Raw genomic sequence first — 25990 nt, 5'->3', positions numbered from 1 at the left:
ATGAAGACGAAATTGGGATTATTACTGATCATGTTTATATTGTCCTCCTGTTTGGTTGGATGTAATAATGCTGTAAAAGAAGAGGACAATAGTATTCCAAGGAATACATCTGAACCTTTTGTAGGAAGGATGGATTTGGATAGTGAAACTGAGAAGTTGTTCTATGGAACTTGGAAGGTTGAAAAGCTGTTAGGATTCGCAAATTCATATAACGATGCGTCTGAATATCCAACAGGGCAAAAGGTTATTGGTGATGAAATTATCATCAATAAAGATTTCTTCTCATCTAAAGGGTTTGAAAATTATAATGTTTATCAATATGAACTAGAAAATCCACTCTATGATATTACTGAAATAACCTATAACGAGGACTCTTTTTATAGAATATTTAAAATGGATATGCTAAATCTAAATACAAATGATGAAGTAAAAGCATTACGCGTATCTGACTCTTCTGATGGACTTGCTATACCTGTAAGTTTTTTGGATGTTAATAATGATAGACTTATCCTGATGTTAGAAGCAACACAATTTGAGCTGAAAAGAGTTGCGGAGTAAAGGGTAGGCAATGATGCTGTGCTTGTTGGCCCTATTGTTCAAATTGAACAATAGGGCTTTATAGCGAGCACCAACTGATCTCCGGTTCCTTTTAACGTAATATTAACCCCATTAGTAACCATTCTCTTGGTTCTGCTCAGCCAGGATTCCTGATAGGCACCATAACTCTGACCAGATATTCCTCTGCATGTTGCAGGACAACCTCATCCTGTAAATATTCCTCGTAAGCATTGCCAATGACTACATTTTGAGAACTGTGAAATCAAGGTCAAGAGAGGATGATAATACATGCAAAAAATCGAAACAAACCGGCTGGTATTAAGAAATTTCTGCGCGGCCGACGCTCCGGGATTGTTGGAGTATTCCATGAATCCTAGAGTGAACTGCTTCCTTGATGGGAAATTGGATACGCTGGAGGAGGCTTCCCTGGAGGCTGAAAAAAGAAGCGGCGATGATTCTTATATTGCAGTCTGCCTTAAAGAGGACGACTCCCTCATCGGAGACCTGTTCTGTATGAAAGAAGAACCCGATACGTTCAGTGTCGGTTGGAATTTCAACGAGAGATATGAGGGAATGGGATGTGCACGTGAAAGTGCAGAAGCGTTGCTGGACTACCTCTTTATGCAAAAAGAAGCAAGAAGGCTGTATGCGTATGTTGAAGACGACAACTTCAGATCGCAGAAATTATGCAAAAAACTGGGTATGCGCCAGGAAGGCTGCATGCTGGAATTTATTTCTTTTACCAAAAACGGAGACGGAACACCCAAATACGAAAATACCTTTCTCTATGCATTGTTAAAAAAAGAGTGGCAAAATCAGCATCACAAAGAGTAACTGCAAAGGAGAGGACCGCTCAAGCCGCTTGCTCTGAACTTCAGAGCGAGCGGCTTTTTTAAAATATAAGAAAGTATATGTTTCACGCTATACTCTATCCTTATATTTCTCGCTGAAACGGATACCGTCCTTATAAGGACGGCGTAGCCGTTTCCACTTGCATGAAGAGAGAAATATGATATTAGGGCAGCCTGTCAAATTTGTTGTCTTGGGCATCAATTAACGCGAGTTTGTAATTGAGCTTTTCCAGTGTTTTAATCAGTCGTGCGATTTGTTCCTCTACTTTGTTTTTTTGGTTGACCAGCATCGTCTTTCTTAGGTGCAGTGTACGATCCCCGCTCTTGTATAACTCCACATATTGTTTTATTTCTGCCAGAGGCAGGCCTGTTGAACGTAGGGCTTGAACCATCTCAACACAATCGACGTAGTGTTCGTTGAATTTGCGGACCCCGTTAGCATCCCGGTCAACAGCCGGCAATACGCCTTCCTTCTCATAAAAACGTAAAGTATACGGGGTAATCCCCGTTTTTTTCACAATTTCCTTTATTGTATAAGCCACAAGATACCCTCCCCGCCTGCCTGAGTGTTAGAGCTACTCTCATCTATTGTACAATCTGAACTTGCTTCCAGTCCATAATCTCCCTTTTCTATAAGGCTTACATTTTAGATTTGACTTAGAGCCGCTTTAACCCGGTAAGCTGATTGAGAAAGAACAGAAAAGATTAAGAGGAGGGTATTCAATGACGAAAACGGTATTGATCACCGGGAGTTCAACAGGATTGGGAAATACAACAGCAAAGAAGTTTGCTGATGAAGGATGGAATGTGGTCGCTACGATGCGTAAGCCGGACCGCTCCCTGGCAGAGGAATATCCTGAGCGGATTTTCGTAACCGGGCTTGATGTGACTAAGCCAGCTTCCATTGAGGCGGCGATTGCAGCAGGAATTGCTAGGTTCGGCCGGATCGACACCGTCGTGAACAACGCCGGAATCAGCATCCTCTCGATATTTGAAGCAACACCGATGAATGTGATCCGTGGGATTTTCGAAACCAATGTCTTCGGTGTTATGAACGTTATCCAGGCGATTACCCCTTATTTCCGCGAACAAGGCGGTGGAACCATCGTCAATATCACTTCGAACGTAGGTTTTGTATCCAATCCGCTCCTGTCGGTCTATGTCGCGACCAAGCATGCAATCGAGGGGCTGTCTGAATCGCTGTCGTACGAGCTGGAATCGCAGAATATCTCCGTCAAGCTGGTGGAACCCGGCGCCATGCGGACCACGAATTTCACATCGAACACCATGGCCGCCACCCAAGACGTATCCATCCCACAAGCATACAAGTCTTATTATGATCATATGATGAACTCCATGATGAACTATCCGTTTGATAATGCAGATGAGAACCAGGTTGCAGATCAGGTATACGCCGCTGCGTGCGATCCTTCTAATCGGCTGCGTTATCTCGCAGGCCCGGATGCGGAAGCAACGGCTAAGCTGAGATGGTCCCAGTCGGAAGAACAGTACATGTCGGCCATGCGGGATCTACTGGGGCAGACGGCGTGGCACAATAACCAAGGCTGACATTTAGTAATGATTGACAACTCTGCTTCACAAAGGATGGTTGGGAAATGGAAGATAGATTACACCCGGAACTTCAAAGTATGTTCTCCGCTTTGCCAGAGGTTGTGTATACTTGGGAGAATTTAGCAGCCAAAAGGAAAGAGATGCAAGAGTTTGTAGCCGGTGTGGCGGCATCGCTGCCCGTTAATGATACAGTTCTAACCTCAGAGAGAGTTGTTCCCGGTGCAGCTGGGGACCCGGAGGTCCGGATTAAGATTTACGAGCCGAGTGTGAAGAAGGGACCCCGACCCCTTCCGGGCATTCTATATATTCACGGTGGCGGCTATATCCTCGGTTCCGCGGATATGATGGACCCTGCCTTGCAGCAGCTGGTATCCGAACTCGAATGCGTCATCGTATCTGTGGATTATCGGCTGGCTCCAGAGCATCCTTTTCCGGCTCCGCTCGAAGATTGTTACGCCGCACTCCAATGGTTCTCCGAAAATGCTGAGGTGCTGGGGACCGATTCATCCAGAATTGCAGTAATGGGCCCCAGTGCCGGCGGTGGATTAACGGCTGCTCTCTCCCTTTTGGCAAGAGATCGAAACGGTCCTTCTATTATGTTCCAAATGCCGCTTTATCCGATGCTTGATGACCGGAGCATGACCAAGTCCAGCCATGAAATAACGGATGAAAGAGTATGGAGCACAGCAAAAACCCGATTGGCCTGGGAAATGTATCTAGGGAAAACAGGTGAAGTCTCCCCATATGCCGCTCCGGCACGTGCAACCGATCTCTCAGGGCTTCCGCCTACATACACTTGTGTCGGTGACTTGGATCCGTTTCGCGATGAAACCATTGATTATGTACTAAGGTTAACGCAGGCCGGTGTGCCAACAGAATTTCATTTGTACCCCGGATGTTTTCATGGCTTCGAAGAGTACTTTCCTTCTGCTGAGATCAGCGGGGAATTTATAAAAGAATACCACGCAGCCTTAAAGAGTGCTTTGTATAAATGATCCTAAAATTAGAGCTTGAATATGAGGAGGGCTTGGTTAATTCCAAGGCCCTCCTTATATTTGGTATTGATTGAATATAGATAAAGTCGGGATATGTATTATAAAGGTCGGCTGATACAATAAAATTATTCAGGAGGATATAACCAATATCTGAAGCTGTAGCAAATAACTTGGAGATGATTACAGTGAACAATGAATTGCTGAATGATTTGATAGTGTCCGTAAAAAGTCAAAACCTTCGGGTGCTAAATGTTCTAGTTAGGCAAGAGGGTCAGATCATAGCCAAATATGATTTTGAAGAAGAAAAGCCTGCTCCTTTGTGGTCAGTAAGTAAAACGTTTACTTCAATGGCAGTTGGGATTGCCATCAGTGAGGATTACTTCAAGATGAATGACTATGTTATAGATTTTTTTCCTGATCTTCCACATGTACATTTAAATGAATATTTAATAAAGATGACTATACATGATTTGCTATGCATGGGAACTGGACACGCAGAATGCCCGGTATTTAAGGCGGATTGGGGAAGTGATACAAGTTGGGATATTTCTCAATTGTTCTTTGAAGAACCGGTTGTATTTGAGCCTGGGACTCATTTTACGTATAACAATGCTGCAACGTACATGCTTTCAAAAATGATAACCCTGACTACAGGGAGTAACTTAAATGATTACTTAGATAAAAGAATATTTCAGCAATTGGATATACCGAAACCTAAATGGGATACCTGTCCAAAGGGAATCCCGCAGGGATTTGCAGGATTATATTTAACGGCAGAGCAATTATCCAGATTCGGACAATTAATTCTTGATCAAGGAGTCTGGCAAGGTGAGCAGCTTATTCCTTCAAGTTATATCAAACAGGCAACATCTGTCCAAATTCAAACCAAAGATTTCACCCCAGACTTTGCAACCGCTGACCATCAGCAGGGATATGGATATCAAATCTGGATGAACTCCTATCCTAATTCATATCGAATGGACGGTTTATATGGTCAATATGTTGTCATGCTTCCAGATAAGAATGCCGTTATTACCTATATTTCAAATGAACCACACAACATGACAGGGGTTCTTGAGCTGACCTGGAATACTCTAATAGATAAGCTGTAGGGCAGTGCCTGTGCATTATCAGTAGCTGCATACATGCTGAGAAACTTGTCTGCTTTACTGCCATATGTTTTATTGATTTCTGTTCTATAATCGGCCGCATTCAGTGAGGAATAGCTTGGTATCCATGATAATGGCCAGGGCAAGGGGATAAATATGGTGCTTTCATTAGCGTTATAACCAATTAAAGCCGGTACATCGTTTTCTTTTCCTGAGGCAATAGCGTTGTATGGAGCATCCTCTATCCTAATCTGACGAAGAAAGGGAAAGTCGAATATCAAAGTTTAATAGAAATAAAAGCGTGAATGGGCAAATTACAGTCATTATGATATACTACAGACATAAATAAATACTTGCATGAACCGGTGGAGTCTGCTCAAAGCAGGCTCTTTCTGCGTTTTTACGGTCATGCGGGAAGGTGGTAAAGTAAAATGGAGTTCTATTTACAATTGTTGGTTATTATCTTGAGTACTAAGCTTGCTGGTGATCTTGCAGTACGATTAGGGCAACCCTCGGTACTTGGGAAGCTGATTATTGGCGTTGTAATCGGTCCTGCTATACTGGGCTGGATTCAGCCGTCGGAGTTGATTTCTTCTTTTAGCAATATCGGGGTGTTGCTGTTGATGTTCTTTGCAGGCCTGGAAACAGATATCAAGGAGCTTAACAATAACCGAAATTCATCTGTGGCAGTAGCTGTTGGAGGTATATTATTGCCTCTCGGACTCGGGTACATTACTGGAATCATCGTTGGCTTCGAGAGTTCCCACGCGATATTTCTCGGATTATTACTGTCTGCTACTTCTGTAAGCATCTCTGTTCAGACATTTAAGGAGCTGGGAAAATTAAAAAGCCGTGAGAGTACAACCGTTCTGGGGGCGGCTCTGGTTGATGATATTCTTGTGGTTGTAGCTCTAGCGGTATTTATGAGCTTTGTATCCACGGAAGAGATTAACCTGGGCTTGGTGTTGTTGAAGAAGGTAATATTCTTTGCACTGGTCATTGGTATTGGCTGGAAGGTCGTACCGTGGGTTATGCGTAAGCTTGCCCCGCTCAAAATTACCGAATCGGTCATCAGTATTGGAATTGTCATTTGCTTATTTTTCTCTTACATGGCGGAATATTTCGGAGTGGCAGGAATCATTGGCGCATTTGCTGCAGGTATAGCCATCTCCAGGACTGAGTTCAAAGAAGAAGTCGAACAGAAACTCGAACCCATCGCATATGCCATATTTGTACCTGTGTTTTTTGTGAGTATCGGACTATCCGTGACCTTTGAAGGATTCATGTCCCAAATACTAATCATTATTGGATTAGCAATTGTAGCTATTCTGTCCAAATGGTTAGGAGCAGGGCTCGGGGCAAAAGTAACTGGATTCAACTGGCGTTCCTCTACTGTTATTGGAGCAGGTATGGTTTCACGTGGGGAAGTAGCATTGATCATAGCGGCTATTGGTTTAGAGTCGGGCTTATTAAGTCAAAAATATTTTACTTCAGTGATTATAGTTGTCATACTGACAACATTAGTTACCCCGCCGTTATTAAAGGCTCTCTTCAAAGGAAGACGGACATGAACCTCGAAACTAACGAAATGTACTTGAAATGGAAAGGGGCTAACGATTAGGCCCCTTCTATACTTTTTTACCCCGGAATCTAAAATTACCATAATCAATAACAACAATTTCTCCATTTTGCTTCAAATGCACATTTTGATAATTTGGTCTTCCCTGACGAGTTAGAATCTCATATGGAATAATACCACTAAATCCATTCTCAAAGTCAATAATCTTGGCAAGATGCTTTCTTATAGAAGGCGAAGATGAACGATATATGATTACTTCCCTCTTATTACAAAAGGGCTTTCTCCTTGCTATCAGTGGACGCTCCATTAAGAGGATAAGGTACGAAAAACAATTTAAAGGTTGTAAGGAGGATTTTGGAAAGTTATATTTGACGGAGTGGGTTAATTCCCTGGCTCGTAATACATTCACCCTGTTCGATTGCATATAAGTAAGCGAAAATACGATCAGAGGTCGTGATCATCGAGGCGCATGGATGGTTACCCGCTCAAGGTCCCAATTTGTAATTTAGGAGTAGATGAAGATGGCAATCGTTCAAGTCAGATCCACCAACCCGCAGTTTTCGTTTTTAATTAAGAAAAATCCGAACTCTGGCATGATGCTTCGCTCGATCCGCAGGGGCATGGTATATGGCTGGTATACGGATGAGCAGACCTTTAATGTGTATTTTAAAGATGCGGATAATGAGATCTCTTATAAACAGCACGAAAATGAGAACTTCGAATATCTGAATGTATCGAGATACAACACGCCCTTATTTCCGCTGAATGCGATTAACGAATTTTTCTCTACGCCGCTTAAGGCCCAGGACGAACGGGACACTGACGGTTACGAGCATACCTTGTTCATTAATATGATACATATCGAACTGGTCCGGTATATCGAGTTTTTTGAGAAGCACCTGAAGGATTTTACTTTCGAAGTCACCCATCAAGCCCATAAGAGCTACTCCCTAACAGTTACGACACAGAGGAGCCTGTATCATCTTTTACATGCTGTTAGTGTATTGTGCTTATTCCTCTCGATGTTCGGAAACGAATATATTGATATCTCGGACAGCGTCCTGGATAAGTACATCAAGAGCATGAATGTGATTGATGCGCCGTTTTATATTCGCAGCCTCTTTGTGCGAAATTTCTTGTCCACCAAGGGCCGTTTTCAAAAATACAAAGCGGAGCTTGAGAAAACTGACCGCTACGATATTAAATTCGCCTACGGGGGCACGGCTCTCCAGCGGAGAAATTATATCGGAAGCGCTCTGGCCTTCGACAAGTCGATATTGGATGTGGGATGCGGAGAAGGTTTTTATGCGATTTCTTTTGCGGGGAAGATCGAAGGCAGCTACTATGCTGTCGACATCAATGAAGAGGTGTTGGAGAAGGTATTGCGTAAAGCGGAGTCCAAAGAAATCGACAACATCGCCACATTCGGCTCGATTAATCAGTTCCTGGAAAACTACAATGGGGAGCAGGTTGATGTGGTTTTGACAGAGGTCATCGAGCATATGAGTCAGGATGAGGCCAAGCAACTGATTCTTCAAATTTGCGCACATGTCGATTTTGACAACCTCATCATTACAACACCCAACGCCGACTTTAACCACTACTACGAGCTGAGCGATTTCCGGCATGACGATCATAAGTGGGAGATGGGTGAAGAAGCGTTTCGACGTTGGATGCATGATGTAATTAAGGAAACGAATCTGCATGCCGAATTCGTAGCTGTCGGAGACGGTGTTAACAATATCCAGACTACGCAGGGCGTCATTCTTAAGAAAAGGGGGGCGTAACAATGGATATCCAAACGAAGGTTCACACGATTTTCATGCTAATCGGGTCTACGGAATGCGGCAAAACGACGTTTGCCAAGGAAGTGTTAATTCCCGGGCTACGTTTTGAGGATGCCAGCCGGAATGTCAGGGCTAACGTTCAATATTTGTCCTCCGATCAGATCCGCCAAGAGGTCCTCGGATATGAATACGACAAGTATGATCAGGTGATGCTCGAGTCCAGCGGGCAAGCTTTTCACCTGCTGTTTGAAAGATTGAAGATGGTGACTTCCTTTCCGGTCAATGCGGAGTTTGTAGTCGTCGATACAACCGGGTTATCCGAGGATTTTCGGGCCAAGGTGAAGGAGAGTGCGTTTCAAAATAACTACAATCTCGAGGTCATCGTCTTCGATTACCGGAAGCGGGAAGATTACTACGCATCGGACCGTTCGAAGAAGCTGATCACGACTCACATAAACCGGCTGAAAAAGGAGGTGCTCGGCACGCTGCCCCGCGAGGGATACGGCAAGATCCATAAAGTGCGTGCAAAAGATTTTTATGTGGCGGAAGCGGGAAGGGCGAATCCTGAGTATAAAATAATAGTTGAGGATTTGGATGCTTACTTGGCGACTATTCTCCCTCAGGATCAACAGTACATCATTATCGGAGACGTACACGAATGTGTGGACGATTTGAAGGGGCTGCTGCTCGATTACGGCTACAGGATCGAAGCGGGAAAGCTTGTTGTGACAGATAAGCTGAAGCAAACCAGGCTAATATTGGTCGGAGACTGGATTGACAAGGGTAAACAAACGAAGGATATCGTTCAGTTTCTGTACGATAATCAGGAGCACTTTTACTTCGTGCTTGGGAATCATGAAAATTTCGTTGATAAGTATATCAAGGGTGAAATTAACGGTGTAGATCAGGAACTGCTACATACGTATTTTGACTCGACTCAAGTTTTGATGAACGATCAAGAACTGCTGGGGATATTTCGCCACCTGGTCTCGATTTCGAAGCCATTTGTGCGGTATGTGGGGGCTAGGGGGTCGTCCTTCTATGTCACTCACGCCCCGTGCCGGAATAAATACATTGGCAAGCTGGATTCGAATTCTGTTCGGCATCAAAGGAATTTCCGGATCGACCGGGAAGCACCGCTAGAGAAGCAGCTTGCTTTTCTGCAGGAGGAAGCGGTCAAAAATCATCCATACCACGTGTTCGGGCACGTCGCGGCCAAGCAGTCTTTCCGGATCGCTAATAAGATTCATATTGACACGGGCAGCGTACATGGCAACCTGTTGACATCCGTCAGTATCTCGTATAGACCGTTTATGAAGTCCCGGAAGTCCCGCCAAGCGGTAATCACTGAGGACCTGAAGACCTTATTCAAGGCCGAACGAAAGGTATCCATTCAAGACCTTGGGGAGGATGACATTCGCAGACTCCACTACTGCTCGCGGAAAAAAATCAATTTCATCTCAGGTACCATGTCACCGGCGGACAAGAATGATGAGACGAATGAACTGGAGTCGTTGAAGCGCGGTCTCGAATATTTCAAGGAACGTGGTGTTCAACAGGTTGTTCTGCAGCCCAAGTATATGGGCTCAAGATGCAACGTTTATTTGCATCAGGATCAGGAACAGTGCTTTGCAGTCAGCCGCAACGGCTATAAGATCAATCATGTGGATTTAACGGGGATTTACGACAAGCTGTGGATGAAATTCGGTCGTTATATGCAAGAACAGAAGATTGCCATGCTGATTCTGGATGGTGAGCTTCTTCCGTGGAAAGCGCTGGGCGATGGGCTGATCGAAAGGCAGTTTAAGCCTATTGAAAAAGCGCTTGAGACAGAGCTTGCGTTTCTGCAGCAAAACGGTTTTGAAGAAGCCCGCAATAAGCTTATTGCTGAATATGAAGCGAGCGGGTTTGAAAAAGACCAGCATCATACCGCAAAATCTGTTTTGAGCGACAAGTACGGTCCCAGTGTGTACCAAAACTATAAGTATGTCCATGAGATCCGGGAAACCTATAGTCCTTTATCTGAGCACATAGAGGCCTATCAAACGTACAGAAGACAGCTAGAGCTGTATGCGGAAGACGAGGTCATGGAGTATAAGCCTTTTACCGTTCTGAAAATTGTGTATGAAGACGGGAAGGAACAAATTGCGGAATGGAAGACCTCAGAGATGTACGCTTTTCTGTCGGAGGATGAGGCACTTAATCTGGATCTGTCCGAACCGGACTGCCTGGAGAAAGCTGAGCGTTACTTCTCTAAGCTTACGCTGGAGAAACATATGGAGGGAATCGTGATTAAACCGGAACTATGGAACGGAAAAACGGTGCCTTATATGAAGGTGCGAAATCCCGATTATTTGTCCATCATTTACGGATATGATTACAAGTTTCCGCATAAATACCGCAAGCTGCTGAGGCAAAAGAATGTTAATCAAAAGCTTCGTACCTCGCTTAATGAGTACCAGCTTGGGATGCAAATGCTGGCAGTGCCATTTGATGAGATTGCGCCTGAGCATGAGGCCTATAAAGAGATCGTGGCTAATCTGCTGTTTGAGGTGGCGCAGGAGCAGGAGATTGATCCGCGTCTGTAACTTTTGATAAGGTGGTCGTAGGTGAAACCGGAAGATATTGAGCAGGTGGTCCAAAATTCGACCAAGTTCAATATACTCCGGCTAATCCTCCGGCCATTCTCTATCATGGGATGAACAAGGAAAAGGAGTACTCGAATCATGAATCACACAATCGTTGATATCGGCGTCAATCTGATGCATCGTTCCTTTCACCAGGATCGTGAGCAGGTCGTCGAAAGAGCAATTGCAAACCATGTTGCACCCCTTATCATTACAGGGACAAGCTTGAGGAACAGCCTAGAAGCTGCCCGCTACGCCGGACGTTACGAGGGGAAGCTGTATGCTACTGCGGGAGTACATCCCCATGATGCGAAGAACTGCAGCGAAGAGACGATCACGAAGCTAAAAGAATTAGCGGCACGGCCACAGGTGGTAGCCATCGGGGAATGCGGTCTAGACTTTAACCGGGATTTCTCGCCGCGGGACGTGCAGCGTAAATGGTTCACTGAGCAAATTCGATTGGCGCTTGAGCTAAACATGCCGCTATTTCTGCATGAGCGGGAGGCATTTTCAGATTTTATTGCGATTCTTAAGGAACATGCGGTTCAAAAAGCGGTGGTCCATTGTTTTACAGGGACTCAGTCTGAGCTTAAGGCATACCTTGAAATGGGATTCCACATCGGGATCACCGGCTGGATTTGCGATGAACGAAGAGGCAAGCATCTGAGGGACCTTGTGCGAATGATTCCGCCCAATCGGCTTATGATCGAAACGGACGCACCGTTCTTGACTCCGCGGGACTTAAAGGAAAAGCCAGCGGATGGACGGAACGAGCCTGCTTTCCTACCGCATATCCTGCAAACTGTAGCACGATGTATCGGCAGACCCGCAGAAGAGGTAGCTAGAGTAACGACAGAGACAGCGGCGGAGTTTTTCGGTATTTGAGGTATTAACGGGTATAGGGTGTATGGAATACCGAAATATAGTACGATTCGTTAGCATTATTTTGTTTTATGGAGGGTATCCGGATGAAGATCCTGTTTTGTTCTGATCCTTTGAATGATAAGGCTGTAGATATGGAATATGAACATGAGTATAGATGTGCCCGAAAGTTGGGGCTGGATGTCTTTTTATTTTCCCTGGAGTCGGTTTTGGACGGGAACTTATTACAGGCGGTTAAGCGGATTCCAACATTTGAAACACCTGAAAGTTTCATTTATAGGGGCTGGATGCTAAAGCCGAATGATTACGAAAAGTTATATCACGCACTGCAGCAGAAAAACGCCGTCTTGATCAACTCTCCTTCGGAATATAAAAATGGGCACTATTTTCCTTATTCTTATGAGGCAATTCAAAAGGCAACTCCACAGAGTATTTGGCTCGAAATAGAAGAACTTTCAAATGGTTTTGACGCTCTGTTTGAAAAAATACGCATATTCGATAACAAACCCGTCATTGTCAAGGATTACGTAAAGTCCAGAAAGCATGAGTGGGAAGAATCCTGCTTTATACCGGATGCATCCGACAAAGAAAGGGTTCAAATGGTTATTCGGAACTTCATCGACCGTCAAGGCACGGAGCTTAATAGCGGAATCGTGATTCGTGAGTTCATTCAACTGGAGCAGCTCACTGAGCATCCGAAAAGCGGTATGCCTTTATCGAAGGAGTATAGGCTGTTTTTTCTTCGTCACAAGCTGATTCAGTGTACGGAGTATTGGGATGAGGCGGTATATCAACAGGGAATTCTTAAGCTGGATTCGTTTACAGAGTTAGCCATGGGCGTAGCAAGCCAGTTTTTTACGATGGATATTGCCAAAACCACAAGCGGAGAATGGACGGTTATTGAGATAGGGGATGGGCAGGTCTCGGGGCTTCCGAGTCATGCGAACCTGGAACAGTTTTATAATTCGATATCGGAATTATAGGTCAACTAAGAGAGGTGAGAAGTATGAATCATATTCTTTAGAAAGTCATTGGGAAAAGGTAATAGCATCCCTCTGGTAGAATGGAAAAGGGAAGAAGAATAAGCCGGAAGACCACGGTTCGAATTAATTGATGAAAATGATTCGTTAGGGGGATCTCAGTTCCCCCTAATCTCATTGTTTTTTTGGTTCGAATCGCAAATATTTCTCTCGTAGTTCAAGCAAGGGGTTTCCCTTTGGAAGTTTCCTTCAAGCTTTGATGAGCTTACTACGATATATATCAAAATTCTCGTCATCGAAGCAGACAAAATAAATCTGTTCTATCGTCCTCTGCTCAGCACTTTCAGAGTTCAAATAATTTAATACTGCCTCAAGTGCCGTTTCAGCGGCTAATTGTTTGGGGAAACGGTAAATTCCCGTACTGATATTCGGAAAAGCAATGCTCTTGGCTTTATAATCCGAGGCAAATCTTAGTGAATTTTTGTAGCAGCTCTTGAGTTTTTCAATTTCGTTGTTGTTACCACCGTTCCATACAGGACCTACCGTATGTATGACATAAGATGCAGGCAGGTTGCCTGCTGTAGTAATGACTGCCTCGCCGACAGCACAGCCCCCTTGCCGTTCTCTGATCTTAATGCATTCCTCAAGAATGCTTTTTCCGCCGGCTTTATGAATTGCACCATCCACGCCACCGCCACCTAATAAGCTTGTATTCGCGGCATTAACGATCACGTCGGCCGTTATTTTCGTAATGTCTCCTTTAAGCAAGGAAATGATTGTTTGATTGACCTTTATACTGTCCTCCATACTACTCCTCCAAAGGCAAATTTTATTACTACGAAGTCAATTCCTCATCCTCCGTAATGACCCCGTATCGCTCCAAAGCCTTCGTCGATGCTTCCAGCATGCGCCTTTTTAAATAATCCCCATCAACTACCCGAACTCGCTTCCCGAGAAAACGGATCTTGGAAAGCAAATACTCCATTTCATCCCCAAGCAGAGAGACCCTGACCCGATAGGTATCATTCTCCGTATCGTACTCCACATTTTTTTCGAAGCTGGAAAAGGCGTACAGGATGCGGGAGAACTCTTCGTTATACATACGGATAATTTCAATGACCACTTCATTTTTACCCGATTCAAGAGTTTGCGTGATCTTCTTCAGGATGCTATCCGCTGCTGATGGCTCGATAGGTTCTGACGTGACAGAATGGATATTCTTCAGTCTGGTGCTCATGAAGGCATGGCGCCGGGTGTGGTACCAGAGCAAATACCACTCCCGTTTGACCATGGAGTACTCCAGCTTATACGGAAATCCAGACTGGTCCATGTTCACACGTCCACTCTTAATCTCGTAAGTTATACGGATGCTCGTCTTAATCGTGATGTACCTGCGCAAAGGCCGCAGGAGCGGGTGGTAGACCTGCTTTTCCATCGTACGGGCTTTTTCAATCAAGTGGAGGGATATATCCATAACCTGATCCGTCTCGAGAGCTGAACGCAGCTTATCCAAAGTGTCCGCATTGAAAGCATCTGCCGCCGCGGGATGCTCCAGCATTGTTTTCAGCCACGCCCGTTCGTGCGAAGTGACCATGAAGGTACCGGAATCCTCGAGCCGGGAGATGATCTGGTGATTGAATATTTTCTCAAACAGATTCATAGTAAGACGCAATCTCCTTCCATTCGGCAATCATTTCCCGGCGCAGCCGAAGCGGCTCGAGAACCTCACAACTGGAACCGAAGCTCCGCAGCCACGGCTTGATTTCGGTAGTCCCGTTTACGGTGATCTCGTAAATAAATGAATGTTCATCTTCAAGCACAACCTGTCCCCACTGTCCCTGCAGCATTACCCGCTCTTTGACGAAGTTACGTTCAGAACCTTCTGGAGTATAAAATCGGGCACGCACCGTCACTGGCTGACCAGTATCAATCAGCCAACTGTACCGTATTTTCTCGGCAAGCTCGCTTTTCTTTTTCTCATACCATACCTCGTCAACGGCTTCATCCTCTTCAATTTGCGTGATTCCTTCCATGCGGTATTTTCGAATCCCCTCCCGGCTGTGGGAAAGCAGATACCATCTACCATATTGATGATCATAGACGATCTTGAGCGGTAGTGTCTTCTGGGTTTTGCCCTCCGTCTCCCGTTCAAACAGGGGATTGGTGTTTTTGGAGGCGTAGCTTTTTTCAGACTTCGGAGAGAAGTATAGAAAACGGACCTTGCGGTGGTTACGGATGGCATGAAGGAGTGTGAATAGATGCGCCTCATCCAAGATCCGCGAGTAATAGTGATACTTATATAAAAATGGTTCGACGGCATGCTGCCGGGCTTGATTGCGCAAAAGCTGCTTCTTGAGTCCATCGCGCAGCAGATAGCCTTGTACGGAAGGGACTTGAGTGTTCGCCATCACATCCACAAAATCATACAAATCAAAAAGCTCTTCATCCGATAAGCTTCGGACCAAATCATCTTGAATGCGATACCGGTAGGGACGAGGGCCGGGCTCCTTCTTAATGACGCCAACCTCCTCCAAATACTTGAGGTCCGACCGAATGGTTTTCTCGTCAGGCAGAGGCAGCCCGGAAGACAGACTGCTGCAGCATAAATCGAGTAGCTCCATCGCAGTCATAGTCTGCTCATTCATCGCGGCTAAAAGCAGCGAGATTCTTTGGCTTTCGGATTCCTTGACGGATTTGGCGCGGAACAGAAACAGGAGCAGAGGATCGGTGGAATCGTAATAGCTGAACCGAATGGTCTCAGAGAGTTCCTTGCTTTGTTCCTGCGGCAAATGCTGGTGCATGGAGCTCACAACTTCTTTGAGCCGCCGGATTGTTTTATCAAAGGTGTGTACGGAAATGCCGAGCCGCTCTGCGAACTGCTGTCTGCTGAAGGCACCGCTTGTCAGTACGAGCATACGCAGGAATTGAATTTCCTTATCGAAGCTTTCTTTAGCCAAAGTAATCCCCCGTTCAAATGAAACAGCTTCTTACATTGTAACAGGGGAGAGAATTGGGTGAAATGGAAAAGTTTATGACCGGTCGTAATACTTTCACCATGTTCGCTGCTCCAAAAATAAGTGATTATAGATACAGAAGGCCGACGCGATAAAGTGACGGTCCAACTTCCTCCCAGTGGAGGAATAGCTCAGTTGGTAGAGCGGGTGAAGGAAATTTGGGGAAAAGGTGATGAAAACGATGGTTATTTTCTTCAATAAAGCTGTACGGCCTCTTTGGGAAGGCAAGTCCTCCATTTATTCATATATTCAGAAGCAAGGCGGATCGGTGGACGGTTCCTTGCCGGATGACGAAGAATTCTGGTCCGGCAGTACAATGAGGTGGGTAGCGGGCGGTTTGGATGGAGCATTTGGACACCATGCATCGCCCGGTAAGATGACGGATGAGGCACAGGAGGTAGTCCAGCTTCTGGCGAAGCAATCCAGGAAGCCGAAGAATTCAACAAGAAAGGCTCTTTATGCAAAGCTTGTGAAGACGGATATAAGCGGTGTGATTGACGCAAGCTTGGATGAGGTGCGCAAACACGCCAATTTACAACCAGATGCAATATTCCATGAGGCGACATGGATGGTGGAGAATGCGGCACACCGAAATGTCGTCAAATTCGGAATTGCGCTGCTGGGACTTTTTCAGAACGAGCAAGTGAAGGAACTGCTTCTGACACTAGGGAGACATGAGGAATTTACGCTATATGCCATGGTTGCGATTTATAATGGAATGGAAGACGGTAACCAGGTACTATTTGAATTAGCTAAGCAAGTTCATGGTTGGGGGAAAATTCATATCGTTGAGAGACTCGAGCCATCTAGTCAGGAGATAAAAGATTGGTTGCTGCGCCAAGGGTGCCTAAACAGCGTCATGAACGAATATTTGGCTTGCATTTGTGCGAGAAATGGTGATTTGCGGGAGGCGCTCTCGACTGATCGGGTAGATAGCGAATTGTTTAACGGGGCGACCGATATCATCGAAGCGTTATTGAATGGCGGGCCGGCTGAGGACATAGATGATTATGAGTATGGTCCACAGGTAATATCCGATTACATGAGGCTGGCCCGGGAGATGGGCTCAACAGCAAAGCACTTGTCAGCCGTATTTAGCATTCTCGACTTTTTGTCTCAGGATGAGGAGGAGTGGGCAGGTCGAATATCGGCCGGATGGACCGGGCAGCTAAGAACTGATAATAGAGATGCTTGTCAATTGATTATTGCCGACGTCAAGTGGGGAAGCATTGTTATGGATGCTGTTAGTACTGGTGATTCGTCGGACCGTTATTATGGCGTATTTTGTGCCGAAAAGCTCGGCATTGATATCTGGGATACTCTCTATGATCAGCTTGCCGACAACCCGCTGGAGGACTTTCATTTCTTTCAGCTTATGAAATCGAATGATCCAAACCGAATCCGAAAATTGGTTCAATTTGCAACCGAACAGCTTCCTTTGCAGCAAATCGCTGTAGGTCCCGGCAATGAGATGGGGCTTGGCAAAGAATATGCTGCGCATAGGAATTTGGATACCATTTTACAGAGTCTGGATCAGTATGAGGGAATGGGTATGGAATTGATCCTCACCGGTCTGAACAGTCCTGTGATTCGAAATCGGAACATGGCGATTAAGGCGCTAGAGGGCTGGAACATTACCTCATGGGGGGATCAGCTTGCCAAAGCAGTTATTCATTTATCACAGACTGAGCCTGACGACTCGGTAAAAGAACGGATTCATAAGCTGCGGGAAGCAAAAGGGCTCTAACCCCGGGAAATGTATTCATTTATGTAGGAGTGGAATAATCTTATGGCTTATCAAAATATAGATGGCGTGCGTGTCTGGGGAAGTCCTGACAATGGGGCGCTTGCTCAAGCAAAAACGTGCGCGGAAACCGGCAATGTGGTTCAAACCCTGCTTATGGCGGATCACCATAAAGGCTACAGTCAACCGATCGGTGGGGTGGTAGTATATGACGGGCAAATCTCTCCTTCCGGCGTTGGTTATGATATTGCATGCGGGAATAAAGCAGTGCGAACCAATTTGTTTGTCCAAGACATAAAGCCAGGATTGGCGAAGATTATGGATGAGATCGCCCGCAAAATCTCCTTCGGGGTAGGCCGGGTTAATAATGAAAAGGTTGACCATGATCTTTTCGATGATCCCGATTGGGCTGTCTACAAGGCGGTTGGCAAGCAAGAGCACGACAAGCTGAAGGCGTTAGCGCAAAGTCAGCTCGGCACTGTCGGCAGCGGCAATCACTTCGTGGATTTGTTTGAAGAAGCGGGAACCGGCCGTTTATGGATCGCCAATCATTTCGGGAGCCGGGGTTTTGGACATAAAACAGCAAGCGGATTTATTAACCTGACTGCCGGCAGAGAGTTTCTCGCGAACGCTCCCGGAGAGAAGATGGATCAGCCGCCTGTATTGCTTGACCTGAGCAGTGAGCTTGGCGACATGTATACCCTGGCTATGAAGCTGGCCGGACGTTACGCCTATGCCGGAAGGGACTATGTGATCCGTCAAGTGTTGGCCATTCTGGGAACGGAAGCGGACCTTGAAGTGCATAACCATCATAACTATGCCTGGAAAGAGACGCACAACGGGAAAGAGGTCGTTGTCGTCCGTAAAGGAGCGACCCCGTCCGCACCCGGACAGGTTGGTTTCATCGGCGGGAGTATGGGGGATATATCCGTTATCGTAAAAGGGAAGAACAGCATAGAGAACAGGGATTCTTACTACAGCACCGTTCATGGAGCGGGACGAATCATGAGCCGGACCCAAGCAGCAGGAAAAATGAACTGGAAGACCCGTACCCGCAGCGGCGGTCAAATTAGTACAGAACAAATGATGAAGGCTGTTCGGGATTTCGGTGTGGAACTGCGCGGAGCAGGCACGGATGAGAGCCCCTTCGTTTATCGGAAGCTCCAGGAAGTGCTGGATGCGCATGCCGAAACAATTGAAGTCATGCATGTGTTGAAACCGATAGGTGTCTGCATGGCTGGAGCGGATGAGTTAGATCCGTATAAGGATTGATTCTGAGAAAGGTGGATGTATATGGATATTGATAAGACGATAAACGATTATTGCAATGCAGCAATAAATATTGGGGATAAATCATATTTTCGGAATCTATGTAGGAGAGGTGCTTCGGAAAAATAACGCTAGTGATTTTCAGTGGGAGAGTACGGAGCATGGATTTGGACTGGGGAAAGGGAATAATGTGGTCTTTTCCATTGCAAAAGCCTATAAACATATCCAGAACGGAGTAGAAGGTGGAGACCGGATTGATTCATTTTTTGCTATCGCTAGCATGATAGTCCAAGGAAAATTTCCAAATCGGGGATAAGACGATTTATAGTTTCCGGGCATATTGTCAAATAAAACAGCTTCACTGACAGTAGATGTCAGTGAAGCTGTTTTATTATGGTGATAAACATAGATCATTTAGGAGGAGTTTTGAATGAACAGTACGGTATATCTTTATGTATTTGATACAATGGCAGATTGGGAGATAGGTTATTTGACTGCTGAACTGAACTCGGGAAGATATTATAAAAAGGGGCTGGCCCCGTCAAAAGTAGTTACTGTGGGAATTGAAAAGACTCCTGTAACCACAATGGGCGGATTGAAAATACTGCCTGACATCAAGCTGGATGAGTGCAGCATTGAAAGCACGGATGCATTAATTTTACCGGGTGGAGATACATGGATGGAAGCAATCCACGAACCAATAGTAAAAAAGGCAGAGCAGTGTATACAGGAGAACATTGTTGTCGCAGCGATATGTGGCGCTACAGTAAGGCTTGCTCAGAATGGATTGCTGGATTCAAAACGGCATACAAGCAATGACTTGGGATACCTCAAAATGGTGTGTTCCGGTTATAAAGGTGAACAGCATTACATAAATGAGCCTGCCGTTACTGATGGAAAATTAATTACGGCTTCAGGGGTAGCTCCATTGGAATTTGCTGCACATGTCTTGAAGGCTTTGGATGTGTTCGCGCCAAAAACATTAGATGCCTGGTATAAGCTCTATGAGACTCACGAAGCTGAATATTTTTATGAGTTAATGAATTCAATACAATAAGCAAATTCTAGAACCACTATCTCACTTTAAAAATCCTAAAGCGATGACTACTGCCATCGGTCCATTTACAATTGCATGAACAATAAGTCCGGTCATGGTGTTCTTAGTTTTTTGTATTGTGTAAGGTACAATAAATAGCAACGGCAGCAAAAGAATGATTAAATCGGCACCAAAGCAAATGTGAAATAGCAGCCAGCAGAAGGCGTTAACAAGCCAAGCCGATTTGCCATGGGTTAGCTCCTGCCGTGGTAAAATATAGCCGTGCCACAGCATTTGTTCCCCCACAATATTAAAGAAAAACATGGGCAACCAGACGAGCAAATACAATTTTTGAAAGCCCTCCAGAGGCTGTGAACTCATAAAATCAGGTGTGGTTTGCAGTGGAGAAACAGAAAAATATTGAGTAAGCAGAGTGGAAATCCACCATACGAGCCCCATGGCTGTAAATGACAACAATGTAGCGCAAAGCGTCCAAATCACATCTTTTTTTGTCAGTTTTTTCAACCTCAATCTTCTAAGTAATATTTGGAGATTGAGAGTGCCTGTTTCTCTTTTTACGAATAAAAGAGCACTAACAAACAGTGGGATAAACACAAGAAGGCCTGTTATGTACCAGCTCAGAGAAGGATGTAAGCCCAGATTTTCGTGTAAAAAGGGCGTGAAGTACTTTGTTAATGCAATGAAATAAGCGCTGGGTAATGCAAATAGAACGATGGATCTCCAAAGAGGTAGTTTTTTGAGATTTTCCATACAAAAGACATATCCCTTCTGTTTTTTACTAATAATGATCAGGTGATCATTATTTCGGCAAAAAAATAAAGCTATGAAAAATGCAAGGTTCCCTCAATAAAAAAGGCAAACATGTCACTGATGAGTTGTTGTTTTCTTTCATTGTCATCACAGGTCTCAATAATAAAAAGCAAACCCGCGAGAATTTGTTCAGCTAAAATACGGGTAAATCCTGGCGTTGTACTAATACCATACTCAGTAAAATGCTTATCGGAATGCTGCTCAAGGGTCTTTAAAACAATACTCCTTGCAGATTGGTACTGTGTATTCTCACTCCTATCAATGAGTAGTAGAAAACGTTTAGTAAAGATGGGCATAAACTTTGTGAGATAAGTCTGAAAATAATCACGCCAGTTGATACTATTATCATTTTGGTGATTGATATCTAGCATCTCTTCATTTTCATGATGCTCCATCAAATAAAGAAAAGCGTTATATTCATTTTTGACAAGTTCATCAAAAAGTGCTTCTTTGTTTGAAAAGTAGCGATAGATATTGCCGATGGTCGTGCCGCTTTCTTTTGCAATGTTACGTAAGGAAGCATGCTCGAATTTTTTTTGTAGAAATTCCTGTTCTGCCTTTTTCAAAATCAAGGTTCTAAGTTCTTCTTTAAGTACCTGCATTAATAATCACCCGATCATTATTATGAACTTATTTTTATAATTGTCAATATACTATGCTAATATCGTGTGTTAACAAGTTTTGACGTCGGCGGGGAATAGCTTCCCGAAATTATGAGAGACATTGCAGCCATTCCCCGCCTTCAATGCAGCCACTTAATACAAAAGCTCCTTCTTTGAGAAAATCACATAGCTGATTTTGTACATCACCAGGTTCCACACCAGCGCTATCACCGGGGAGCAGCACAGCAGGATAACCATAAGCTGATCTGTAAAAGAAACACCAAAGAAGATCAGAACCTCATAGATACCAAAGCAGATCAAAGCAGGAACTATAAAGGAAACAAGTGATAACGTGCGGGCTTTTTCTGTACCGAACTTAAATAAGAGCGGGATGGACATACTTCCCAAGATTTCCGCAATCACTAGACCAATCAAAGTGACAAACAGCAGCGTGAGGATGTTGCTCATGTTGCTGTAATCAACTTTGCGGACGATGATGCCGCCAATGCAACCAATCACTAGACCGCTGACAGCACCGATCACCGAGAAAATCAGCAGAACGATAAATTTGCTGGCGACCAATTCTTTTTTGGTAACTGGAGTAACCATTGCGTATTTCATCCATTTGGAGTTGTCATCAAAGCTAAACGTGGTCATAACCATCATGCTGCATAGAACACCACTTGCGATAATATAGGCTTCCGGTCCGCTGAAAGGGATGAAAATCACGGCGAAAACCAACAGCGTAAACACCATGGATTTTGCGTTGTGTCCAATGTTATACAAATCTTTTAGAATCAAGCTCTTCATTGTACCTGTTCCCCCTTTACATAGAGAAGAAGAATATCGTCGATAGAAGCGTCGTCTACTACTGCCGTCTTATACTTGCGGCGCGCTTTTTCCTTATCGGCAACCAGCACATCCCACTGATAGTCGAATTTCCGGTAGGCAAGGATCTCCGATTTATCAATCTCCTCAAACAGTGCCGCCCCGCAGCGAATAATGCCGTAGTTGTAACGCAATTCGTCCTTTGCCTTGCAGAACAGAACCTTCCCCTTGTGAATAAAGGTGATGTTATCAGCCACTTTCTCCAAATCCGTGGTGATGTGGGAAGACATCAGGATAGAATGGTTTTCGTCCTGGATAAAATCCAGGAAAACATCTAATATATCGTCACGCATGATAGGATCAAGACCGCTGGTCGCTTCGTCCAGGATCAAGAGCTTTGGCTTATGGGAGAGTGCTACTGCAATACAGAGCTTCATCTTCATACCTTTGGAAAATGTTTTGATCTCCTTGTCGGAAGCGAGCTGGAACTTATGTAAATAACCGTTGTAAATGGCATCGTCCCACTGTCTATAGGCAGCCGCCGAAATTTTGCCGACCTTGGCCGGCGTGAGGGTCTCATAGAAGTTGATGCCATCAAATACAACACCTATCTCCTCTTTGAGTTGCTTGGGGTTAGAGGACAGTTCCTGTCCCCAAAATGTGACGGTTCCCTCATCCTTTCGGATAAGATCAAGAATGGCGTTAATCGTGGTGCTTTTACCGGCGCCATTCTCGCCAATCAGCCCCATAATCGTGCCTCTCGGGATAGAAAAGGAAACATGATCCAGCTTGAAATCAGGATATTGTTTGGTCAGGTTCTCAACCTGCAAGATAGGTTCCATAGTTATTCCTCCTCTTGGTAAAACATAGTCAAAAGCTCAACCAGCTTGCTGAGTGGTATACCGCTGGTACGCGCAATATCTGCGGCCTCCTGTAAATGTCCTTCTGCTTTCCGCTGTTGTTCTTCTTGGAAGAAATCTTTGTTCTGCGTCGATACAAAACTTCCTCGCCCAACAGTCGTTTCAATAAAGCCATCCCGCTGCAAATCCTCGTAAGCCTTTTGAACGGTAATAACACTGACATGAATGGATTTGGCGAGCGAACGCATGGACGGAATCGGGTCGCCTGTCTGTAATTCTCCGCTCATAATCATTGCCTTAATCTGTGAGGTGATCTGTTCATATATCGGCTTGCTCGTATTACTGCTGATGATGATTTCCACACGACCCCTCCTTTTTAGTGTGTTATGGTGTACTTATCGTATAAGTACATTATAGTTAGGTGGAGTGTATTTTGTCAAAAGAGTTCCCCACAGTGCAGTAGTTGTACAGAAAATGCAAAGCAGAATCACAAAATATGCTGCATAATACAATTGAAAGGAGAGGTGAACATGGAAGCGCTCGATCAAACACAGCAGGTTATTGATACGCTCGAAGCGGACATTATGAACGTGGATTATCAAAAAATCGAAAAACTGACAGGTATCCCGTTGGGGCTCTATCAGCGTATTTTCACGTATATCTGTGATATTTCCTTAGCCGGATATGTACGAAAAAGAAAGCTTACCTTGTCTGCGGAAATGCTTCTGTTGGGAAGTGCCAATGTAACCGAAATAGCAATGGAATGCGGCTATGAGAGCAGTTCATCTTTTTCAAGAGCGTTTAAGGAGCAGTTTTCTGTTCCACCTGCAATGATTACACCTGGTATTTATAATGAAAAAGCATTCCACCCGCTTTCTTTAGCAGATAAAGATTCATATTATGTTTTGAAAGGAAGAAGAATTATGGCGGAGCTTGTGAAACTCGAATATGAGAATACAGAGGATATGCTTCTTATTGGCATCAGCAATAAAGACTATGGAGTTACAACCAACAAACTGTGGGATGTTTTTTGGGAGCAGGGTTTTGACCAAAAACTCGCGAAGCTTGAAGAGCATCAGATAGGGATGGAGGACTGTATGGGGCTCGGCTACATGACCGACTTCAGTAACGACAACGGTCTTGGGGACACATATATTGTCGGCAAGTATTTTAAAGTAAACACTCCGGTACCGGATGGCATGACTGGCAGAATGATTAAGGGCGGAACCATTGCCAAGGCACAGATTGGTGCGAAGAATCTTGACGAAATTATTAGCAACGCATATATTCTCATTTCCAGCATGGTGCAGAAGAATGGCTATACACTTGCTTATGACAATTTCTATTGGCTGGAGGCTTACACTGTCAGCAGATTCTGTGATCCTCTTGAACATGGCGCTCAGCAGGTTATTCTCGACTGGCATATGCCATGCAGAAAAATATAACAGGAGGGATTCGATATGGGCGATCCTTATGCCGAGTTTCCACACATAATCACCGATAAAGTTATTTTGCGAAAAATCGTAGAAACTGATATTGATGGGCTGTTTGAGATCTACAACAATGAGAATGTATTTACTTACATACCCGGAGATATTAAGAAGAACAGAGACACTGTGCATAATATGATAGGTCATTTTGAAAGGGATTTTAATAAAAAGAAAGCCATATTCCTAGGGATTTGCTCAGCCGAAGCACCGAGTGAGATTGTTGGTGTAGCAGAGATGTTTGAATATGATGTTAAAGTAAATATGATCACAATAGGCTATCGGCTCAGCGAACGCTATTGGGGCAAAGGGATCGCGACAGAGGCGGTCCGCGCAATGGTTGATTATCTTTTTAACACCGCTGGAATTAACCGTATCCAAGCATTTGTAATGCCTGCGAATGAGAAATCCCAAAAGGTATTACAGAAAAACAACTTCATGAAGGAAGGAATCATGCGGCAATCACAGTATTGGCAGGGTAAGGGAGTGGTTGATTTGGCGGTGTATGCTTTGATTTGTTCGGATGTGGATTGCATAACATAAAGGGAAGCCGTGAGCTGATGACTCACGGCTTCCCTTTTTGCTTCAAATCAAAAGTTAGAAGTTAAAAACCGCACTCCAATCAAATTCCCCGGAGGTTTCCACATTATTAGGCCAATCTGCACACCAAGAGGGAACAATGGGATATTCTACTCTATCCAGGCTAGGCGTGTACGGCTTGATATCCAAAACAGGAGTTCCATCCTCTGCATCAATAAAAGCCAGTCCAATAATTCCGTTGTCATAATCCAGATCGGTGACATAGACGCAAGTAAGAGCTAGCGGATTCGGGCGTTCCGGAGAGCGTGTTGCAAAGATGCCCAAGGTATCTGGAGAAGCCTTATAAGGGCTTTTCTCAATGAGTTTTGAACGAGAGTCTGCATTGTCATTCTGATGAAACCACCAAAAGACATTAATGTACCCGAAACCTTCAAGATTGGTAAGAGCGGGAATAAACTCTTTTTCCAGTTCTATGCGCATTCCTCTAACGTCTGAACGAACTTTTCCTATTGCTTGTACTGTGAATTGTTCCATAAATAAAATCTCCTATTCGGTTTATTTACGGCGCCGTTATTTTCAGTATAGCGATGTGTTTCTACACTACAAGCCTGTGGTATTTCAAATAAGCAATATCGAATAACATTTTATGGGATCTTGAAGGAACTAATTGGATTTTATCGAATTTATGCTGTAGAAATCTAATTGTAACTGGAACAATACCACTAGCGTTGCAATAACCCTGACATAAGGACCTAAAAAGTATGACAGTGGGTTATGAGTTATATTTTTACAGTTCCTTTTTCGTCTCCAAAGCTAAAGATCAACGGGGATAGAAATGT

At 44.5% G+C, this 25990-nt stretch carries 25 protein-coding genes; 15 read left to right on the top strand and 10 right to left on the bottom strand.

The genetic code is table 11. The features are described from left to right. On the top strand, nucleotides 1–558 hold the full coding sequence (locus ACX1DY_RS25455) for a hypothetical protein (RefSeq protein WP_458966996.1): 558 nt from the start codon (nucleotides 1–3) through the stop codon (nucleotides 556–558). A gap of 288 nt (nucleotides 559–846) precedes the next feature. Next, nucleotides 847–1392, top strand: a complete 546-nt coding sequence (locus ACX1DY_RS25450; RefSeq protein WP_458966995.1) for a GNAT family N-acetyltransferase — start codon at nucleotides 847–849, stop codon at nucleotides 1390–1392. A gap of 181 nt (nucleotides 1393–1573) precedes the next feature. On the opposite strand, the gene ACX1DY_RS25445 is transcribed toward ACX1DY_RS25450, so the two are convergent. After that, on the bottom strand, nucleotides 1574–1951 hold the full coding sequence (locus ACX1DY_RS25445) for a MerR family transcriptional regulator (RefSeq protein ID WP_458966994.1): 378 nt from the start codon (nucleotides 1949–1951) through the stop codon (nucleotides 1574–1576). Nucleotides 1952–2132: 181 nt separating this feature from the next. On the opposite strand from ACX1DY_RS25445, the gene ACX1DY_RS25440 reads away from it, so the two are divergent. The 8 genes from ACX1DY_RS25440 to ACX1DY_RS25405 all read left to right on the top strand — a co-directional run bounded on the left by ACX1DY_RS25440 (nucleotide 2133) and on the right by ACX1DY_RS25405 (nucleotide 12943). Then, a complete protein-coding gene (locus ACX1DY_RS25440; protein ID WP_458966993.1) occupies nucleotides 2133–2978 on the top strand; it encodes an SDR family oxidoreductase in 846 nt (281 codons plus the stop codon). A gap of 47 nt (nucleotides 2979–3025) precedes the next feature. Then, nucleotides 3026–3976, top strand: coding sequence for an alpha/beta hydrolase (locus tag ACX1DY_RS25435; protein ID WP_458966992.1), 951 nt, complete (start codon nucleotides 3026–3028; stop codon nucleotides 3974–3976). Between the two features lie 176 nt (nucleotides 3977–4152). Next, a complete protein-coding gene (locus ACX1DY_RS25430; protein ID WP_458967075.1) occupies nucleotides 4153–5088 on the top strand; it encodes a serine hydrolase domain-containing protein in 936 nt (311 codons plus the stop codon). 428 nt (nucleotides 5089–5516) lie between these two features. Next, on the top strand, nucleotides 5517–6656 hold the full coding sequence (locus tag ACX1DY_RS25425) for a cation:proton antiporter (protein ID WP_458966991.1): 1140 nt from the start codon (nucleotides 5517–5519) through the stop codon (nucleotides 6654–6656). Between the two features lie 529 nt (nucleotides 6657–7185). Further along, on the top strand, nucleotides 7186–8451 hold the full coding sequence (locus ACX1DY_RS25420; RefSeq protein WP_458966990.1) for a class I SAM-dependent methyltransferase: 1266 nt from the start codon (nucleotides 7186–7188) through the stop codon (nucleotides 8449–8451). A gap of 2 nt (nucleotides 8452–8453) precedes the next feature. Then, a complete protein-coding gene (locus tag ACX1DY_RS25415; protein WP_458966989.1) occupies nucleotides 8454–11039 on the top strand; it encodes a metallophosphoesterase in 2586 nt (861 codons plus the stop codon). Nucleotides 11040–11177: 138 nt separating this feature from the next. After that, nucleotides 11178–11963, top strand: coding sequence for a TatD family hydrolase (locus ACX1DY_RS25410; protein ID WP_458966988.1), 786 nt, complete (start codon nucleotides 11178–11180; stop codon nucleotides 11961–11963). 83 nt (nucleotides 11964–12046) lie between these two features. Further along, nucleotides 12047–12943 carry an ATP-grasp domain-containing protein gene (locus ACX1DY_RS25405; RefSeq protein ID WP_458966987.1) on the top strand — a complete coding sequence of 299 codons (897 nt, stop codon included), beginning with the start codon at nucleotides 12047–12049 and terminating at the stop codon, nucleotides 12941–12943. Between the two features lie 246 nt (nucleotides 12944–13189). Here ACX1DY_RS25405 and ACX1DY_RS25400 read toward each other — a convergent pair whose 3' ends face one another. The 3 genes from ACX1DY_RS25400 to ACX1DY_RS25390 are packed head-to-tail and all read right to left on the bottom strand — an operon-like array spanning nucleotide 13190 to nucleotide 15897. Further along, nucleotides 13190–13747 (bottom strand): O-acetyl-ADP-ribose deacetylase, encoded by a 558-nt coding sequence (locus ACX1DY_RS25400; protein WP_458966986.1) that lies wholly within the window; start codon nucleotides 13745–13747, stop codon nucleotides 13190–13192. A gap of 28 nt (nucleotides 13748–13775) precedes the next feature. After that, nucleotides 13776–14600: a WYL domain-containing protein gene (locus ACX1DY_RS25395; protein ID WP_458966985.1), complete on the bottom strand. Its 825-nt coding sequence runs from the start codon at nucleotides 14598–14600 to the stop codon at nucleotides 13776–13778. Beyond that, nucleotides 14587–15897 carry a helix-turn-helix transcriptional regulator gene (locus ACX1DY_RS25390; RefSeq protein ID WP_458966984.1) on the bottom strand — a complete coding sequence of 437 codons (1311 nt, stop codon included), beginning with the start codon at nucleotides 15895–15897 and terminating at the stop codon, nucleotides 14587–14589. The genes ACX1DY_RS25395 and ACX1DY_RS25390 overlap by 14 nt, the downstream gene beginning before the upstream one ends. Before the next feature lie 229 nt (nucleotides 15898–16126). Between ACX1DY_RS25390 and ACX1DY_RS25385 the strand changes: the two genes are divergently transcribed. The 3 genes from ACX1DY_RS25385 to ACX1DY_RS25375 all read left to right on the top strand — a co-directional run bounded on the left by ACX1DY_RS25385 (nucleotide 16127) and on the right by ACX1DY_RS25375 (nucleotide 20024). Further along, nucleotides 16127–17701 (top strand): limonene hydroxylase, encoded by a 1575-nt coding sequence (locus ACX1DY_RS25385; protein ID WP_458966983.1) that lies wholly within the window; start codon nucleotides 16127–16129, stop codon nucleotides 17699–17701. Between the two features lie 42 nt (nucleotides 17702–17743). Next, entirely contained in the window at nucleotides 17744–18970 is a 1227-nt protein-coding gene (locus ACX1DY_RS25380; protein ID WP_458966982.1) for an RtcB family protein, read from the top strand. 427 nt (nucleotides 18971–19397) lie between these two features. Continuing rightward, nucleotides 19398–20024 carry a type 1 glutamine amidotransferase family protein gene (locus ACX1DY_RS25375; RefSeq protein WP_458966981.1) on the top strand — a complete coding sequence of 209 codons (627 nt, stop codon included), beginning with the start codon at nucleotides 19398–19400 and terminating at the stop codon, nucleotides 20022–20024. 21 nt (nucleotides 20025–20045) lie between these two features. On the opposite strand, the gene ACX1DY_RS25370 is transcribed toward ACX1DY_RS25375, so the two are convergent. From ACX1DY_RS25370 to ACX1DY_RS25350, 5 genes are all read right to left on the bottom strand, one after another. Next, nucleotides 20046–20774: a CPBP family intramembrane glutamic endopeptidase gene (locus ACX1DY_RS25370; protein ID WP_458966980.1), complete on the bottom strand. Its 729-nt coding sequence runs from the start codon at nucleotides 20772–20774 to the stop codon at nucleotides 20046–20048. Nucleotides 20775–20845: 71 nt separating this feature from the next. After that, on the bottom strand, nucleotides 20846–21436 hold the full coding sequence (locus tag ACX1DY_RS25365) for a TetR/AcrR family transcriptional regulator (protein WP_458966979.1): 591 nt from the start codon (nucleotides 21434–21436) through the stop codon (nucleotides 20846–20848). 153 nt (nucleotides 21437–21589) lie between these two features. Continuing rightward, complete coding sequence (locus tag ACX1DY_RS25360) at nucleotides 21590–22246, bottom strand: ABC-2 transporter permease (RefSeq protein ID WP_458966978.1); 657 nt, start codon at nucleotides 22244–22246, stop codon at nucleotides 21590–21592. Continuing rightward, a complete protein-coding gene (locus ACX1DY_RS25355) occupies nucleotides 22243–23106 on the bottom strand; it encodes an ABC transporter ATP-binding protein (RefSeq protein WP_458966977.1) in 864 nt (287 codons plus the stop codon). The genes ACX1DY_RS25360 and ACX1DY_RS25355 overlap by 4 nt, the downstream gene beginning before the upstream one ends. A 2-nt stretch (nucleotides 23107–23108) precedes the next feature. After that, complete coding sequence (locus ACX1DY_RS25350; protein ID WP_458966976.1) at nucleotides 23109–23486, bottom strand: GntR family transcriptional regulator; 378 nt, start codon at nucleotides 23484–23486, stop codon at nucleotides 23109–23111. 168 nt (nucleotides 23487–23654) lie between these two features. Between ACX1DY_RS25350 and ACX1DY_RS25345 the strand changes: the two genes are divergently transcribed. Together ACX1DY_RS25345 and ACX1DY_RS25340 are read left to right on the top strand one after the other, a co-directional pair. Next, the gene (locus ACX1DY_RS25345) at nucleotides 23655–24569 is read left to right on the top strand and encodes a helix-turn-helix domain-containing protein (protein ID WP_458966975.1); all 915 of its coding nucleotides are present in this window, start codon (nucleotides 23655–23657) and stop codon (nucleotides 24567–24569) included. A 15-nt stretch (nucleotides 24570–24584) separates the two neighbouring features. Further along, nucleotides 24585–25154: a GNAT family N-acetyltransferase gene (locus ACX1DY_RS25340; RefSeq protein WP_458966974.1), complete on the top strand. Its 570-nt coding sequence runs from the start codon at nucleotides 24585–24587 to the stop codon at nucleotides 25152–25154. Between the two features lie 54 nt (nucleotides 25155–25208). On the opposite strand, the gene ACX1DY_RS25335 is transcribed toward ACX1DY_RS25340, so the two are convergent. Then, nucleotides 25209–25685 (bottom strand): SAM-dependent methyltransferase, encoded by a 477-nt coding sequence (locus ACX1DY_RS25335; protein WP_458966973.1) that lies wholly within the window; start codon nucleotides 25683–25685, stop codon nucleotides 25209–25211. Nucleotides 25686–25990: the final 305 nt, after the last annotated feature.

The sequence above is a fragment of the Paenibacillus sp. BAC0078 genome (assembly GCF_054483875.1).
The sequence above is the reverse complement of the archived record's forward strand: the minus strand, read 5'-3'. Positions and strand labels throughout refer to the sequence as shown.

What these genes read in the sequence shown, in the direction of transcription:
- ACX1DY_RS25455 (WP_458966996.1), top strand. Translation starts at nt 1, where the DNA reads ATGAAGACGAAATTGGGATTATTACTGATCATGTTTATATTGTCCTCC.
- ACX1DY_RS25450 (WP_458966995.1), top strand. Translation starts at nt 847, where the DNA reads ATGCAAAAAATCGAAACAAACCGGCTGGTATTAAGAAATTTCTGCGCG.
- ACX1DY_RS25440 (WP_458966993.1), top strand. Translation starts at nt 2,133, where the DNA reads ATGACGAAAACGGTATTGATCACCGGGAGTTCAACAGGATTGGGAAAT.
- ACX1DY_RS25435 (WP_458966992.1), top strand. Translation starts at nt 3,026, where the DNA reads ATGGAAGATAGATTACACCCGGAACTTCAAAGTATGTTCTCCGCTTTG.
- ACX1DY_RS25430 (WP_458967075.1), top strand. Translation starts at nt 4,153, where the DNA reads ATGATTACAGTGAACAATGAATTGCTGAATGATTTGATAGTGTCCGTA.
- ACX1DY_RS25425 (WP_458966991.1), top strand. Translation starts at nt 5,517, where the DNA reads ATGGAGTTCTATTTACAATTGTTGGTTATTATCTTGAGTACTAAGCTT.
- ACX1DY_RS25420 (WP_458966990.1), top strand. Translation starts at nt 7,186, where the DNA reads ATGGCAATCGTTCAAGTCAGATCCACCAACCCGCAGTTTTCGTTTTTA.
- ACX1DY_RS25415 (WP_458966989.1), top strand. Translation starts at nt 8,454, where the DNA reads ATGGATATCCAAACGAAGGTTCACACGATTTTCATGCTAATCGGGTCT.
- ACX1DY_RS25410 (WP_458966988.1), top strand. Translation starts at nt 11,178, where the DNA reads ATGAATCACACAATCGTTGATATCGGCGTCAATCTGATGCATCGTTCC.
- ACX1DY_RS25405 (WP_458966987.1), top strand. Translation starts at nt 12,047, where the DNA reads ATGAAGATCCTGTTTTGTTCTGATCCTTTGAATGATAAGGCTGTAGAT.
- ACX1DY_RS25400 (WP_458966986.1), bottom strand. Translation starts at nt 13,747, where the DNA reads ATGGAGGACAGTATAAAGGTCAATCAAACAATCATTTCCTTGCTTAAA.
- ACX1DY_RS25395 (WP_458966985.1), bottom strand. Translation starts at nt 14,600, where the DNA reads ATGAATCTGTTTGAGAAAATATTCAATCACCAGATCATCTCCCGGCTC.
- ACX1DY_RS25385 (WP_458966983.1), top strand. Translation starts at nt 16,127, where the DNA reads ATGAAAACGATGGTTATTTTCTTCAATAAAGCTGTACGGCCTCTTTGG.
- ACX1DY_RS25380 (WP_458966982.1), top strand. Translation starts at nt 17,744, where the DNA reads ATGGCTTATCAAAATATAGATGGCGTGCGTGTCTGGGGAAGTCCTGAC.
- ACX1DY_RS25375 (WP_458966981.1), top strand. Translation starts at nt 19,398, where the DNA reads ATGAACAGTACGGTATATCTTTATGTATTTGATACAATGGCAGATTGG.
- ACX1DY_RS25370 (WP_458966980.1), bottom strand. Translation starts at nt 20,774, where the DNA reads ATGGAAAATCTCAAAAAACTACCTCTTTGGAGATCCATCGTTCTATTT.
- ACX1DY_RS25365 (WP_458966979.1), bottom strand. Translation starts at nt 21,436, where the DNA reads ATGCAGGTACTTAAAGAAGAACTTAGAACCTTGATTTTGAAAAAGGCA.
- ACX1DY_RS25360 (WP_458966978.1), bottom strand. Translation starts at nt 22,246, where the DNA reads ATGAAGAGCTTGATTCTAAAAGATTTGTATAACATTGGACACAACGCA.
- ACX1DY_RS25355 (WP_458966977.1), bottom strand. Translation starts at nt 23,106, where the DNA reads ATGGAACCTATCTTGCAGGTTGAGAACCTGACCAAACAATATCCTGAT.
- ACX1DY_RS25345 (WP_458966975.1), top strand. Translation starts at nt 23,655, where the DNA reads ATGGAAGCGCTCGATCAAACACAGCAGGTTATTGATACGCTCGAAGCG.
- ACX1DY_RS25340 (WP_458966974.1), top strand. Translation starts at nt 24,585, where the DNA reads ATGGGCGATCCTTATGCCGAGTTTCCACACATAATCACCGATAAAGTT.
- ACX1DY_RS25335 (WP_458966973.1), bottom strand. Translation starts at nt 25,685, where the DNA reads ATGGAACAATTCACAGTACAAGCAATAGGAAAAGTTCGTTCAGACGTT.